The following is a 15,535-nucleotide window of genomic DNA, read 5'->3' on the forward strand; positions in this document are numbered from 1 at the left end:
ACATCCTTACACCTTTTCAGCAACTCTTTCTCCCAATATTCCAGTTGGACGAACAATTAAAATAATAATTAAAACCAAAAAGGCTATAGCATCTTTCCAGGCAAAAGAAACATACGCAGCCCCTAAAGACTCCACTACTCCTAAAATAATTCCACCAAGCATAGCTCCAGGAATATTACCAATTCCTCCAATAACAGCAGCAATAAAGGCTTTTAATCCATAAAGCCATCCCATAAGAAAGTTTATTTGTCCATAATAAAGTCCAACCATAATCCCTGCAGCCCCGCCTAAAGCCGGACCAATAAAAAATACAATGGAAATAATTTTATTTACATTTATACCCATAAGCTTGGCTGCACCCTGGTCAATGGCTGCAGCTCTAATAGCTGTACCTGTTTTGGTCTTTTGCACAAAGAGGTATAAAGCAGTCATCAGGATAAAGGAAGCCAGTAAAAGCAAAATACGGATTAAAGGTATTTTCATTCCCAAAATATCCACTGCCATTTTGGGCAGGATATTGTGAGGATAGACTCTAAACTTTGCCCCATAAATAAGCATTAAACTGTTGGCAAAAAAGATAGATGCCCCCAGGGCTGAAACTACTGCAGCCAATCGGTCGGCCTTTCTTAAGGGGCGATAGGCCACTCTTTCTAAAATAATGCCAATAATACCTACCAGCCCCATGACCATAAGCATAAGTAGTAAAATTCCGCCCAATACACCTATTTTGTCCACTAACCCTAAGGAAAGAAGTAAGGTAAGGCCCAGATAAGCCCCAATAGAAAATAAATCTCCATGGGCAAAGTTAATAAGCTTCATCACGCCATAGACCATGGTATAACCAAGAGCAATAAGGGCATATATTCCACCGATAGCAAGTCCATTGGTAAGTTGCTGAATGAATAACTCCATACTTTTTCTCCAGAATAAAATTTACAAGAAAAAGGGCTGTCCTGGTAGAACAGCCCTTTTGATACTTAACTTATCTATTGCAGAACAAAGTTGCCATTGGCATCCACTTTATAAATACGATAGAGGTCACCCACTCTATCTCCCTTGCTATCAAAAGAAATCTTACCAGTAAGTCCTGGCATATCTTTTAGTTTGTTGTGAAGATAATCAGCAAGCACATCAGAATCAGTAGACTTGGTGGCCTTGATAGCAGTGGTCAAAGCCAAGAAACCATCTCCAGAAAGCACTGCCCAGACAGAGCCAGGAAGATCGCCATATTTTTTCTTATAAGCAGCCAAGAAGTCTTTGGCTTCTTTACTATCCAGGTCTTGAGGTACAGGAGGACTCAAAAACATAAAGCCTTCAGCAGCATCCTTGCCAGCAATTTTTACCAAATCAGGATTATTAGTAGCATCACCACCTATAAAGGGAACATTCCAGCCCATTTCCTTTTTCTGCCTGAGCAACAAGCCAGCTTCGGGATAATAACCAGTAAAAAAGACCACATCAGGATTAGCAGCCTTAAGATTGGTCAAAATAGCAGAATAATCCCTTTCTCCTGGAGTTAAGGCATCATAAAAAACAATGTTGGCACCCTTCTTTTCCAGCAAGGACTTGGTCTCATCAGCCAGACCCTTGGCATAGGTAGTGTTATCATGCAAAATAGCTATCCTCTTAAATCCTTTGCCAGTAAGATAGTTGGCAGCTACTCTTCCCTGTTCATCATCTCTAGGAGATGTTCTAAAAAAGTATTTTAACCCCTTTTCAGTTAAACGAATGGCAGTGGAACCATTGGCAATCTGAATAATCTTGGCCTCATCAAAAATAGCCTGGGTAGCCTCAGTTACAGAGGAGCCATAGGTACCAATAACTCCTACAATATCCTGAGCAGAAAGCCTCTGAGCAGCCAAAGCAGCAGTTCTGGGATCTCCACCATCATCTTCTACCACCACTTCCACTTCACTTCCCAAAAGTCCACCCTGGGCATTGAGTTCTTCAGCCAGGAGTTTAACAATCTTTTCCATATCCTGCCCTTCACTAGCCCAGGAGCCAGTTAAAGGACAAAGAAGACCAATTTTAATAGTTTTTCCAAAAGCAGGACCAAAACTAAAAAGCAGGCCCAAGCCAACCAGTAAACTAAGCAAAACTTTTCTCATCTACACCCCTCCTTCTATTTCTATTTTCCAGACAGCCATACTCAAAATTCAAGTCCAAATCAACTTTTTATTTATTTTCTTCTTATTATTTTTTGTTTTTTCACCTAAAAACAAAATTATCAGAATTTTATTCAGAAAAAACAAAAAAAGCCCTACCAAATGGTAGGGCTTTTAAAAACACAGTTTAATTTTTACGAAGCTTATTCGCCAAGGCCTTTGCGACCGACCTGACGGGCATAGGCCAAAGCCACGGTACGATAGACCAAGTGAGCAAGCTTGGTCCAGGGAAGATAAGCAATGAGCATAAATACAGAAATCAGGTGTAAGTAGTACATGGGATAGGCCAGAGCAGCCACATTGGCCACACGTAAAATCTCACTTAAAAGTCCAGTAAGGGCAATGGCCCAGATTACACCCAAAAGATACCAGTCATAGTAAGAACTTACACTCTTGGAAGGATCAGCATTTAAACGCATTCTGGTAATCAAGACCAAACCAGCAATAAGCAAGATAGCTCCCACATTGGCCAAAATTTTTACTGGATTCCAGAGGGCCAGGGGAGTGTGCATTTCATGGCCAATTAACCTTCCACCCCAGTGTCCAACTGCTACGATAGAGGTAACAATGAAAAGGGCCACAAAACCATAAAACAGGAACAAGTGGCCTTTATACCTTTCAGCATTGGAAGAACACTTTTGAAATTTGGAGTGGGTAATAATCTCTTCTTTAACCACATCCAAAAGGGCCTGCCAGAAGCCAGGAGCATCTTCCTTGGGAGTGTAACCGCTCTCTTTAAAGGACTTAAAAAGATTGCCAATGGCTGAGGCAAAGGTAAAGAGCACAAAAACAGCTACCAGGCCAAATACAGGGTCAATGGTATAATCACCAGGGAATACCTTGCCAAAAACAATCTCTCCCTCAGGAATGGTAAGCCCGGTGGTAAATCCCCAAATAATTAGGTAAATTAAAGCAGGAATAGCAAATAAAATGGGTAAATACTTAGCAGAGCTAAGCCACTTACCCAGAATGGCAGGCTTAGCCAAAGAACGATAAGCCATATTCCTAAGAGCAGCTAAAACATCTCCAGGACTGGCTCCTCTAGGACAAAGGTCAGAACACTCACCGCAGTTATGGCAAAGCCAAATGTCAATATCATTAACCAATTTATCCTTTAATCCCCACTGTCCCCAAATCATTTCTTTACGAGGAAAAGGGTTTTCCTCAGGAGAAAGTGGACAGATTACGCTACAAGTAGCGCACTGATAACATTTTTTAATGGACTCACCACCTGCAGCTTGCAGGTCTCTAATAAATTGTACATCCGGATCTACTACTAATCTAGCCATAAGCCCTCCCTAGAATCCCTTGTATGGGTTAGCACCAAAACCTTCTATTTCTTCCACAAACTGGTCTATAATTTCAGGTACCTTATCGTATTCATCAATAGATACCTGGACCTGTTTAACTCTTTCAGCTTCAACCTGTAATCTGGCTAAAGTCTCAGCCACGTTTTCCATTCTACGATTACAGAGTTCACTACCCTTTACAAAGTGGCATTGATAATCTTCACCGTACTTACAACCCAAGAGAAGCACACCATCAATGCCCTTGGACATGGCCTCTGCAATCCACTGGGTATTTACAGAACCAAGACAACGTACAGGGATAAAACGCACATAAGAAGACCATTTTTTGCCTCTCATGGCAGCCATATCCAAAGCTGGATAGGCATCGTTTTCACAGCAAAGAACCAGAATTCTATATCCACCATCTTCAGGATACTCAGGTACCTGAATAGAAGTAATCATATCATTAACCATGGTAATGGAATAGTTATCAAAGGAGATAACCCTTTCAGGACAGGCACCCATACAGGTACCACAACGACGGCATCTGGTGGGATTGGGTTTTGGTGTTCCCTTTTCATCGTCATCCAAGGCACCAAAAGGACATTCCTCTGTACATCTCTTACACTGAGTACAACGTACAAAGTTAAACTTGGGATAGGACATATCCCCAGAACGAGGATGTACAGCTACACCTCTATTGGCAGACTCAATACACTGAATGGCCTTTAAAGCTGCACCAGTAGCATCTTCCTTGGCAGCAACCATACCCATGGGCTGCCTTACGCAACCAGCAGCATAAATACCGGTTCTTCTGGTTTCATAAGGAAAGCAAATATAGTTAGAATCAGCAAAACCATCAAAAAGCATCAAATCAGGGAAGGTTGGCCCCTGTCTATATTGCAGTTTAAGACAGGAAGCTTCTTGTAATTTGGCAAGTAAAGGATTCTCGCAGGTTTCACTTTCTTCTTTCTTTTCCTCTTCTCCTTCACTAGCCTGGCTCTTGCACTCCAATTCCAGCTTGGCTTCTTCAGCAGTAGTAGGCACAATACCTGTAGCCAGGACCAACATATCTACCTTTACTTCCAGGTCTTCGCCCAAGAGGGTATCTTTTACCTTTACCACTACTTGATCGCCATCCTGGGATATTTCTTCAACTTCTGCCTTGGTCAAAAAGATACCAGGATCGTCTTGAGCGGCTTTATAATAATTTTCCATAATACCAGTGGTGCGCATATCTTTATAAAAGATAAAGGCCTTTGCATTTTCATCCAGTTCACGCACATACTGGGCCTGTTTTAGGGAAACCATACAACAAATGGAAGAACAATAAGGCAAGTGCTCAGGGTCTCTTTGCCCAGCACACTGGATAAAGGCAACACTTTTTACAGGAGCACCATCAGAAGGTCTTTTTAAGCCTTCTTTGGCCAAGGTCTCAAACTCCACATTGGTCACAACATTTTTAATTTGACCATAACCCAAATGGGAAAGTTTAGAAGCATCATAAGGCTTCCAACCAGTAGCCAAAACCACAGCACCAATGTTTAAGGTTTGCTCTTCTTCACCCACTTTGACTGTGGCTTCATAAATTCCAGGAGCACCAGCAATCTTTTGAATAGCAGCAGAAGTCAAAACCTTAATCTTATCATTTTGCTCTACTTCGGCAATTAATTTTTCAATGTCGTTTTCTTCTGTGCTGGTAAAAGGATATTTAGAAGGAGTCTTCTTATACATTTTGGCAGCAAAGCCACCCAAACGATCTTCCTTTTCTACAATCACCACATCATAACCAGCCTTGGCAGCATCCAAAGCAGCAGAAAGACCAGTAAAACCACCACCTACAACCAGGATAGTTTTATTGATTTCTGGAATTTCAGGTTCAGGTTTTTCTGCTTTTTCCAGTTTCATTACAGCCATTTTGATGTAGTCCTGAACCATCATGGTGATATGGTCTGCTTCCAAGTCAGTCTCTTCAATAGGTGGCAAATCTTCAGGCTCTTTAAAGCTCCATACTCCAAGCTCACGAATATTAGCCCTTTCTACCAGAACCTCAGGGCCAAAATCAAAGACATCCCAGTTTACTCTAGGAGAGCAACCAGCTATACACACTGCATTTATTTCTTCTTCTGCAATATCTTTTTTGATTGCTTCTACACCTTCCTGCCCACAAAGAAAGGGAAGCTCTTTGATTAGAGCAGGAGCGCATTCATCATCAATAAATTCCTTTACTTTCTCTATATCTACCCTGTTACCTATATCGCAACTTGTGCAGATATATACTCCTATTTTTTTTGCCATGTCTTACCTCCTGACCAAAGTTTGAATAGCTTTTAAAGCCGCACCTGTTGCTGTTTCTGCAGAAGTCATAACATCTAATGGCATTTTGGCGCAACCTGCGGCAAAAATTCCCTTATCTTCTCCACCTACGACAAAACCTTCCTTTACCTCCACATCTGCAGGGAATTCTACTCCATCTAAAGAAGGTTGCATACCAGTGGCCAAGACCACCAGGTCGTAGGTTTCCTCTTTTTCACTCCAGCGATAATGTCTTCAGCAGTTACAATTACATTACCTTCACTGTCTTCTTCTAACTTGGCAACTTTACCCTTCACCATTTTAATCTTTTCATCAGCCTGGACTTTATTTAAAAACTTTTCATAACGGCCAGGAGCTCTTAAGTCTATGTAGTAAATCACAATCTCAGCATCAGGATATTGCTCTCTAATATAGGTACATTGTTTAAGAGAAGCCATACAACAGATATAAGAGCAGTAATTTAAATGGTTCTGGTCTCTGGAACCAGCACACTGAACAAAGGCAATTCTTTGAGGTTCCTTGCCATCAGAAGGCCTTACAATCTTGCCCCCAGTAGGACCATTGGGAGCAGCCAACCTTTCCATTTGCATATTGGAAATGGCATTTTTAATTTGACCTGCGCCCAAATTAGTAAGGTTCTTAATATCATAAGGCTTCCAACCAGTAGCTACCACAATGGAGCCCACATTTAAAACTACTTCTTTTTCTTTATCTTCCAGGTCAATGGCCTTATATTCACAGGCACTCACACACTTGGCACAGGAGGTGCCTGTACAAACTTCAGCATCAATAACATATTGCATGGGCATGGCCATGGTATGAGGCTTATAGATAGCCTTGGTCTTGCCCAAGCCAAAATCAAATTCACATTCTCTTTCTACAGGACAAACTTCCACACACTTATTACAGGCAGTACAATTATTATTTACAAAACGAGGTTTAATCTTCACTGTTACCTCGTAATTACCAGGTCCACCACTAATCTTGGTCACCTCAGCAAGAGTAAAGTACTTCACATTGGGATTTTTCTTTACTCTCTGGAAGTTTATCTCCAGACCACAAGTGGGAGGACACAGTTTGGGAAAATACTTGTTTAATTGTGCCACCCGTCCGCCCAAATAAGGCTGTTTTTCTACTATAAAAACTTCATACCCTACTTCGGCTGCTTCTAAAGCAGCGGTAAGCCCGCTAAAGCCGCCACCTAATACTAATATACTGTTACTCATGCCAATCCTCCCTCAAATTTTCCAAAGGTCTTATCAATCAAATGGCCTAAGTCAAAACTTGTTTAAGCTTCGACTTAGACCACTTGGTCTAAAAAGAAAAGATAAAAATATAAAAAATATAAAAAAAGCTGGCCGTGGAATTAACCACAGCCAGCTTTAAAACATCCTTATGGATGCATAGGATCAGGAATGATCTGAATGTAAGGTCTCTTGAAGAACTTAAGCTCACCGGTCTCAGGATTAAACTGAGAGTTGGTGAAGCACTTCCATTCTTCGTCATTAAGATCCATAAAGTCAGCACGATAGTAGAAACCAGGATAACGAGTTTCCTTACGGAACTTAATGTGTAATACGTGCAAACGTACAGTCCAGAGACGATGGTAGTTTTCCCAAGCTCTTAAGAGTTCGTGTAAGTCACGAGCACAGAGTTTTTCAGAGTCTTCTTCCAACATATCCAGGAGCTCTTCACAGCGTTCTAACAACTTTTCAGAAGTTACATAGTAAGTAGCAACACCACCACCATATTCGTCAGTAGCCTTAATCAAACGGAACATGAAGTTACGAGGAGTGATGTATTTGGGGTTAATATCAGGAGCAGTGGTAATATCTTTGTGCTCTAAGAAGTTGTAGTAAGGCTTGTAAACGAGCTTGGCCAACTCTTCAGCACTTTCCTTAATGCTGGGTTCGAAATCTTTGTGATCTACAACCCAGCGTACCAACTGCTTACCAGCAATACGGCCTTCAGCGTGAGAACCAGAAGAGAACTTATGACCAGAAGCACCAACACCATCAGCACAGGTGAACAAGCCGTTAACAGTGGTCATACGGTTGTAAACCTTGCCGTTGTCAGCCTTAATCTTGTACTCTTCAGGTACCCAATCTTCGTCTGGACCAGATACCCAGATACCACAACAACCAGAGTGAGAACCCAAGAGATAAGGCTCAGTGGGCATAATCTCAGAACCAACCTTTTCAGGCTCGATGTTCAAACAAGCCCACAAGTTGGCCTGACCAACACACATGTCTAAGAAGTCTTCCCAAGCTTCAGCTTCTAAGTGCTTCTGCTCTTTCTTATCCAAGGTCTTAAAGGTTTCCTGCAAGGCAGTAGCAGTGTCCATGAAGATAGGACCGCGACCTTCTTGCATTTCCTTGAGCATCATGTGGTTACGCAAGCAGGTAGGAATGATAGGACCATGAGCATAGCCCTTTTCTTCGTACTGCTTGAGCATTTCACGGTTGGTCTGACAGTAGTCTTCACCAAAAGCGTTAGTAGCTTTGGCCTTGAAGAGCAAGAACCAGGCACCAACAGGACCGTAACCATCTTTAAAACGAGCAGGTACGAACCTGTTTTCCATCATGGTCATTTCAGCGCCAACCTGAGAACAAAGAGTATAGGTAGAACCAGCATTCCATACAGGATACCAGGCACGACCCATACCTTCACCAGTGGAGCGAGGACGGTAAACATTAACAGCACCACCGCAAGCTACCAACATGGCGTTAGTTTTAAAAATGTATACCTTATTTTCACGAACAGAGAAACCAACAGCACCAGCAATGCGGTTGGGCTGATTGGCATCCAAAAGAAGTTTTACCACAAAAATTCTTTCTAAGTAACCAGTACCCTTGCCATCTTCTTCTCTGTACTCGCCAAGAGCGTTCTTAGCAGCTTCAGCCACAATACACTTATAGGATTCACCGTTGATCATAATCTGCCAACGACCAGAACGAACAGGCTTGGCACCATTGCGAATAGCCAATCCTTTCTTTTTGGCAGTAGCACCATCAACGCGCTTACCATCTTCTAAGGTAACCCAAACAGGAAGACCCCATTCTTCAAAAAGATGAACAGAATCATCAACGTGACGACCAAGGTCAAAAATTAAGTCTTCACGAACGATTCCCATAAGGTCAGTACGAACCATGCGTACATAGTCATCAGGATCATTTTCACCAAGATAAGTATTAATAGCAGAAAGACCCTGAGCAACAGCACCAGATCTTTCCAAAGCAGCTTTATCTACCAAGAGAACTTTTACGCCATATTTGTCAGCCCATCTCTTGGCTTCAAAAGCAGCACCACAAGCACCCATACCACCACCGACGAGTAATACATCGGTTTTGATCTCTACGATTTCAGGCTCAGCCAAGGGTAAACCCAATGGTTTGGCCTTAGCAGGAATCTGAGGCATATTTATCCCTCCTTAAATTTTAATTTCTTAATTTAAAAGTTAACCTACAACTACTTTCTATACTTTGGATCAACCCAAGTCTCTACATAATCAGCATTAGCAACTTCAAACTTCTTACCTAATACTTCCTTAGGTTGTTTGAGTTCAGTTTCAGTAAAAAGAAGCTCATTATCTAAATCACCAGCTTCTGGCTTACCTTCATAAGGTTTAATGGAGCCTTCATCAGTAGTTCTGATGGGGAACTTAAAACGTTTGATGTTACCATTTCTGAACTGAATGGTCCACATAATGTCAGAAGCACTGCGCATAGGAATACTGGTTCCGCCCATAGGAGCGAAGTCAGCATAAGGACGGGCTTCAATAGCACCCTGAGGGCAAATCTTTACGCAGGAATAACATTCCCAGCAAGCATCAGGTTCTTGGTTGTAAGCCTTCATTTCCTCAGGATCTAAGATCATGAGATCATTGGGGCAGATGTACATGCAAGCAGTTTTTTCTCCACCCTTGCAGCCGTCACACTTGGCTGGATTAACAAAGGTTGGCATAACTCATCCTCCTCTAATATGGTTTTAATAATTAATACCCCTAGCCAAAAAGAACCAAGGCCTTTTACCTTGATTCTGCACGCTGATTATTACCAGCGCATCTTTCTCCTTGTCAAGGAGAAAGTGAAATTTATCCCAAACTATTTTTTAAAAACTTTTTAAAAGGGAAAGAATACTCTTTCCCTTTTATATCAAAGAACACTTCTTTACTTATTTCATAGGATCGCCGCTAGCGGCTTTTTGCATCTTAATTTCAACCTTTTCTGTAAGACCTTCATAGTATTCACGTAAGATTGCCAAGACTTCATCTCTTCCAAAGTGATCAGGAACGGGCTGACCTTCAGAAAGGGCCTTACGTAACTTGGTACCACTTAAGATTACCCTGTCTTCCTTAGAATGAGGACAGGTTCTAAGAGAAGCCATACCATCACACTTGTAGCAGTAGAAGGTCCAGTCAATCTTAAGAGGCTTACAGATCAAAGCCTTACCTGGCTCTTCAGGATAAGGAATGCGATCAAAAATCTCTTGAGCCTCAAAAAGACCATAAAAGTCACCAACACCAGCGTGGTCACGACCAATAATCATGCGAGAGATGCCATAGTTTTGACGAAAAGTAGCATGAAGCAATGCCTCTCTGGGACCGGCATAGCGCATATCCAAGGGATAGCCAGCCTGTACTACATTTTCCTTTACAAAATAGTGCTCAATAAGAGTATCAATACATTTAATACGAACTTCAGCAGGAATATCTCCAGGTTTTAACTTACCAATAAGGGAGTGAATAACTACACCATCACAAACTTCAATGGCAATCTTGGCCAAAAACTCGTGAGAACGGTGCATGGGGTTTCTAAGCTGTAAAGCAGCAACCTCTTTCCACCCTCTCTTTTCCAACTCAGCCCTCATTTCAGCAGGACGCATATAAACGCCTTTAAACTTAGTGGGGAACTCGCCTTCACTGAGAACCTTTACAGGACCAGCAAGACAGACATCCTTTTCAGCCATTACCATCTGAACACCAGGATGATCTTCCAAGGCTACTTTCCAGAACTTGTCATCAGCACTGTCTTCGCCTTGGCCCTTATAGACCATCTCACATTCCCACTTTTTATCAGCCTCGGTTTTCTCCCACTTTTCTGTAACCTTTAAAGTAGCTACAATTTCATTGTTGTTTTCAGGATCTACCAAAGCAACTTCATCCCCTTCATTAATCTCAGCAGCATCTTCCTTAGTTACAGAAAAAGTTACAGGCACAGGCCAAAAAGTACCATCAGCAAGCAAGAAGTTTTCACAAACACCCTTCCAATCAGCACGAGTCATAAAACCTTCCAAAGGACTGAAACCACCAGTACCAATCATGATAAGATCGCCCTTCTCACGACTGGTAACAGGAACCTTCTTCATGGACTCGGCTCTTTTTAACTCTTCAGCCCTAGCCTCTCCTTCCAACAAGCGGATTACTAACCCCTTACCGCCATGGGGTGGAACAAGATTAGACATTAGCTGTTTCCTCCTTCCTTGTTTTTTCCCAGCTTCCGCCAGATTGTGAATTTGTGCACACAACACTTACTCACTTCTAAAAAAAGTTGCAAGTCTTTTTTTCACAATCACTACATCTTTAAAAAAGAGCAAAACCTATCTACACCCCCTAAATTCTGTTGTCAAGAATAAAAGTTCTTTTTTTCACAATATAAAGATTAAATAAATTAAATAGTTAAACAACAAAATACCTTTTTCTACTTCTTTGTCTCAAAAAATATTGTGATTTTTTTAACTAGGACCACAATTCAAATCACTCCTAACCCTAAGTTCACCTTAAGGCTAAAACTAAGATTAGTTTCCCAAGCCAAAGAAAATTCTTTTTTCCTCAATTTTACAATCAATTATCACCTATCCTCAAAAGTTAACCCAAACAGATAAACATAAACAAAATCTTCTCACTAAAAAACGCTCTTTCACTTTAATAAGGTTGCACTATCTTTTTTGCTTATGAAAGTGAAAGCAAAAACCCCCCCCAAAGTGAAATTTTTCACATTTTTCTTGACAAAAAATACAAAGCTACTAATTCTATTCCAAACACCTAACTACCTGTTTTAATGAAATTAAAATAAATAATGAGGAGGTGCAGCAAATGTCTAGTTTGATCATTGAAAGGCCCTTACCTCATGGCGGCAGACTTGTGGAAAGGGTAGTTAGAGACAAGGAAGCTGCCAAAAAAATGATCAAAGGTTGTCCCACTTATGACATTAAGCCCACTCTTCATTATGAAACTGGCGTGCCAGTGCGCAATGTTTACCGCGAAATCATGTCCATTTGTTATGGATTTTTCAGTCCTGTAGAAGGTTCCATGAAACAGGCTGAAGTGGAGCGTATTTTAAAAGAACGCAGGCTCTTAAACGAATGGATTTTCCCCTATCCCCTGGTCTTTGATATTAGCAAAGAAGACTACAAAAAATTGGGAGTGGGGTCTGGAGACCGCTTGGTTTTAAATCTCAAAGGCAAACCCTTTGCCATTTTGGATATTGAAGAGGTCTGGGAAATAGACAATCCAGAAGAGCTAGCACACAAAACCTTTGGTACTCCTGAAGATAACCCCGAAGTAGTAAGAGAGCGCTTCAATAAAAAACATCCAGGCTGGGTCATTTACCGCAGCTTAAATCCCATTGTCCTGGCTGGAAAATATACCATTATCAATGAACCTAAAATGCGTCCTCCTTTTGACCGTTTCTGGTTTCCACCCAGAAAATGTAGAGAAGAGTTTGACAAAAGGGGCTGGCGTACAGTTATCAACCATCAGACCAGAAATGTCCCCCATGTAGGGCACGAGTTCTTAATGAAAAACGCTGCCTATACTGGCGATGTGGAACCCTGTCATGGCATCTTGGTCAATGCCATTATCGGAGTAAAGAGAAGAGGAGATTATCCTGACGAAGCCATTGTAGAAGGTCACGAAGCAGTCAACCTGGGCGGTTACATTAAACCAGAAAGGCATTTACCCACCATTTGTCTCTGGGATATGCGTTATGGTAACCCCTTAGAATCTCTCTTGCACGGAATTATTCGCCAGAACATGGGTTGTACTCATCATATGTTTGGTCGTGACCACGCTGCTGTAGGTGAATATTATGATAAGTGGTCCACCCAAATTTTATGGACCAAGGGAATCCCCAGTTTTGGTTTCCCCAAACCTCCCACTGATGTTCCTTATGGTTTAAGCATTAGACCTCAAAATATGAGGGAGTTCTCCTACTGCCCCACCTGTAAAGAAATGGCTTACAGTGAAACTTGTGGGCACAAGCGTGAAAAGTTGAGTGGAAGTTTCTTAAGAGGCATGGTGGCTGAAGGCGTACAACCTCCTGCTATTATTATGAGGCCAGAAGTATACAAAGCTATTGTAAAATGGTGGAAACACTTCAACTATCCCTTCTGTAATGAAAAATATGTAATTAACAAGGAAAAAGAATTAGAAGTAGATTTGGAGGACCTTTAAACCAAGCTAGGAGGAGGTTTAAAATGGCCTATTTTATGGTAGTACTTTTAGATGATAATCGCTTTGCCAAAATAAAAGGTACAGAATTGGAAGAAAAGGTACAATATATGTTTGGTGGAGAACTGCGTTGTTTAAATGTAGAAGTATCTGAAGAAATGAAAGACAAAATTCTTCAGGAATTTGATACTGCCCGCATTGACTCCAGGGGAGCAATTACAGATGTACCTGTTGCCTTTTTAAGGGAATTATTCAATCAAGTAGCTGAGAAGAAAAGCTTAGGCTCAGAGGTAATTGAAGCTGTTTTAGCTAAATCCAGCGAGATAAAAGAATTGGCAGCCAAGGAATCTGAATACCTGCCTGCTCCAGAAATATAAAAAACTTAAAAAGGAGAGGGCTTTTAAAGCCTCTCCTTTTATTTTCCCTTTAACCACTCTTTTTATCTTCCTCAAAAAGATAATAGATACGCTCAGAATTCTTCTTGGCAGCATACATGGCCTGGTCTGCCTTTTCCAAAAGAGTGGCTAAGTCTTTTCCTTGCTCCGGGAAAAGGCTTATCCCCATGCTTACAGAAAGCTTTATCTCATCCTGTTGCCAGTAAATTGGTTCTTCTAGTTCCATGGCTATCTTGTTTATCACCACTTTTACATCTTCATCTTTTTTTAACCCTGGAGCCATAAGGACAAATTCATCCCCACCCAACCTGGCCACCAAATCACCCCTGCGGAGGGTTTTCTTTAATCTTTTAGCTAAGTTTTCCAGAACAAAATCTCCGGCCTGGTGGCCATAGACATCATTTATTAATTTAAAGTCATCTAAATCTAAATAAATTAAAGCCACCACTTCTTCCCTGTCTTCTGCCTGCTGTAAAATATTTTTCCCCTGGCGTAAAAAATAAAGCCTATTGGGAAGACCAGTCAAAGCATCATGAAAGGCCAGGTAAGTTAATTTTTCCTGCCTTAGTTTCTTGGCAGTAATATCTTTGGCCAAGATGCTAACAATCTTTTTCCCTGCCAGCTCAATAACATAGGCACTTACATCCACATAAAAGACCTTACCCTCTTTATTCTTGTAAGGCCTTTCTCCTAATAAGCTCTTTTCTTTCTTGAAAGTGGCTAAAATCGCATCCACTTCTTCCCTGGTATTATCCACCAAATCATATACAGTTAACCTCTGTATCTCTTCATCAGTATAACCAAAATAGTTTTTAAAGGCATTATTATACTTAATTATTTTCTTGGTCTCCAAATCGTAAAGAAATATGATATCTGTGCTTTGATTTACTATTGCAGAATAAAGCTTTAGATTCTCCATAAACCCTAAGGAATTGTCTTCTAACCTGCCAATCATTTTATTAATATTATTTATCAAAGGAATAAGTTCTTGTTCATAGCGAGAGACATTTAATCTTCTTTTTAAATCCTGAAGAGAATTTATAGTGGAAAGTTCGCTATTTATCTTATTAAGAAAATTAAAAACTATATTTTTAATTTTTGAACTAAGGAAAAATAAAAGCACACAATTTATACTTAAAATAACAACAAATAGCTTATATAATATTTCTTTGGCCTGAATAATGTCTTCATTTAAATCTTTTAAACTAAAAACCAGAGACTTATTACCCAAGATATCTTCTTTTAACCAATAAAAGTAAAAATATTTATCATTTAATTCAAGATATTTACCTTTATCCGTTAGCTTAGAAAAAAAGGATTTATTCTTTACCTCTTCTTTTGCCAGATAGCTAAATTCAACTCCTGTAATATTTATAAGTTGTTTTATCTTTTCTTCACTAAAACTGCGAAATAAAATAAGATGGTATTTATTCGTTTCTCCAACTAAAGGAACTACTACAACTTCTCCTCCTCCACATTCCCTGGCACAAAAACCTTTGGATACTTCCTTTTCCTGGCTAGCAAAACTCTTCCATGCTTTTGTAAGTAGGAAAGCAACCTATTTTTTGAACTTAAGACAACACTTTTTACAACCTCGCCCTGTTCATTTAAAAAAGCCAAGCCGTGCATGTGTACACTTTTTAAGATATTGGTTGCCTGGGTAGAAAACTTTTGTCCGGGTAAAGTTAGAAGAAAATGGGCCTGCTTGGAGTTAATTAAAAATTGGGCAAAGCAGGCTACCTGCTCCAGGTCTTGAGCCAAGCTGGCATTGACTCTGGCCTGTTTTGCCAGTACATTTTTTTCTTCTTCTTTTTTTAACTTTTGCTCTAAAAAAAAGGAAAAAATAAAGTAAAACAACAAATTAAAAATAAAAAAAGCAAGTAAAAAATTCAGTCCTATCTTTTTATTTAAAGATAGCAA

General features: G+C 40.4%; 11 protein-coding genes and 1 pseudogene. 2 read left to right on the forward strand and 10 right to left on the reverse strand.

All coding sequences use genetic code 11. The features are described 5' to 3' along the window. Window positions 1-6 precede the first annotated feature (6 nt). The 8 genes and pseudogenes from ACZ42F_RS07240 to sat (ACZ42F_RS07275) form a co-directional block, all read right to left on the reverse strand. A complete protein-coding gene (locus ACZ42F_RS07240) occupies window positions 7-912 on the reverse strand; it encodes a branched-chain amino acid ABC transporter permease (protein ID WP_029968089.1) in 906 nt (301 codons plus the stop codon). Window positions 913-986: 74 nt separating this feature from the next. Then, window positions 987-2,108, reverse strand: coding sequence for a branched-chain amino acid ABC transporter substrate-binding protein (locus ACZ42F_RS07245; protein WP_029968092.1), 1,122 nt, complete (start codon window positions 2,106-2,108; stop codon window positions 987-989). 200 nt (window positions 2,109-2,308) lie between these two features. Further along, window positions 2,309-3,454 (reverse strand): quinone-interacting membrane-bound oxidoreductase complex subunit QmoC, encoded by a 1,146-nt coding sequence (qmoC, locus tag ACZ42F_RS07250; RefSeq protein ID WP_464278468.1) that lies wholly within the window; start codon window positions 3,452-3,454, stop codon window positions 2,309-2,311. A 9-nt stretch (window positions 3,455-3,463) separates the two neighbouring features. After that, window positions 3,464-5,752 carry an FAD-dependent oxidoreductase gene (locus ACZ42F_RS07255; protein WP_029968098.1) on the reverse strand — a complete coding sequence of 763 codons (2,289 nt, stop codon included), beginning with the start codon at window positions 5,750-5,752 and terminating at the stop codon, window positions 3,464-3,466. A gap of 3 nt (window positions 5,753-5,755) precedes the next feature. Next, window positions 5,756-6,996: pseudogene (locus ACZ42F_RS07260) on the reverse strand (NAD(P)-binding protein). A gap of 167 nt (window positions 6,997-7,163) precedes the next feature. Then, window positions 7,164-9,188, reverse strand: coding sequence for an adenylyl-sulfate reductase subunit alpha (aprA, locus tag ACZ42F_RS07265; protein ID WP_464278469.1), 2,025 nt, complete (start codon window positions 9,186-9,188; stop codon window positions 7,164-7,166). A gap of 50 nt (window positions 9,189-9,238) precedes the next feature. Beyond that, window positions 9,239-9,733: an adenylyl-sulfate reductase subunit beta gene (gene aprB / locus ACZ42F_RS07270; protein ID WP_464278470.1), complete on the reverse strand. Its 495-nt coding sequence runs from the start codon at window positions 9,731-9,733 to the stop codon at window positions 9,239-9,241. 210 nt (window positions 9,734-9,943) lie between these two features. Then, window positions 9,944-11,233, reverse strand: a complete 1,290-nt coding sequence (gene sat, locus ACZ42F_RS07275) for a sulfate adenylyltransferase (RefSeq protein WP_464278471.1) — start codon at window positions 11,231-11,233, stop codon at window positions 9,944-9,946. 631 nt (window positions 11,234-11,864) lie between these two features. Between sat (ACZ42F_RS07275) and sat (ACZ42F_RS07280) the strand changes: the two genes are divergently transcribed. Then, a complete protein-coding gene (gene sat / locus ACZ42F_RS07280; RefSeq protein ID WP_029968108.1) occupies window positions 11,865-13,223 on the forward strand; it encodes a sulfate adenylyltransferase in 1,359 nt (452 codons plus the stop codon). Window positions 13,224-13,246: 23 nt separating this feature from the next. Beyond that, window positions 13,247-13,597 carry a DUF6955 family protein gene (locus tag ACZ42F_RS07285; RefSeq protein WP_029968110.1) on the forward strand — a complete coding sequence of 117 codons (351 nt, stop codon included), beginning with the start codon at window positions 13,247-13,249 and terminating at the stop codon, window positions 13,595-13,597. Between the two features lie 49 nt (window positions 13,598-13,646). Here ACZ42F_RS07285 and ACZ42F_RS07290 read toward each other — a convergent pair whose 3' ends face one another. Then, complete coding sequence (locus ACZ42F_RS07290) at window positions 13,647-14,846, reverse strand: diguanylate cyclase domain-containing protein (RefSeq protein WP_464278472.1); 1,200 nt, start codon at window positions 14,844-14,846, stop codon at window positions 13,647-13,649. A 224-nt stretch (window positions 14,847-15,070) separates the two neighbouring features. Further along, complete coding sequence (locus tag ACZ42F_RS07295; RefSeq protein WP_464278473.1) at window positions 15,071-15,535, reverse strand: hypothetical protein; 465 nt, start codon at window positions 15,533-15,535, stop codon at window positions 15,071-15,073.

The organism is Desulfonauticus autotrophicus, assembly GCF_055381725.1.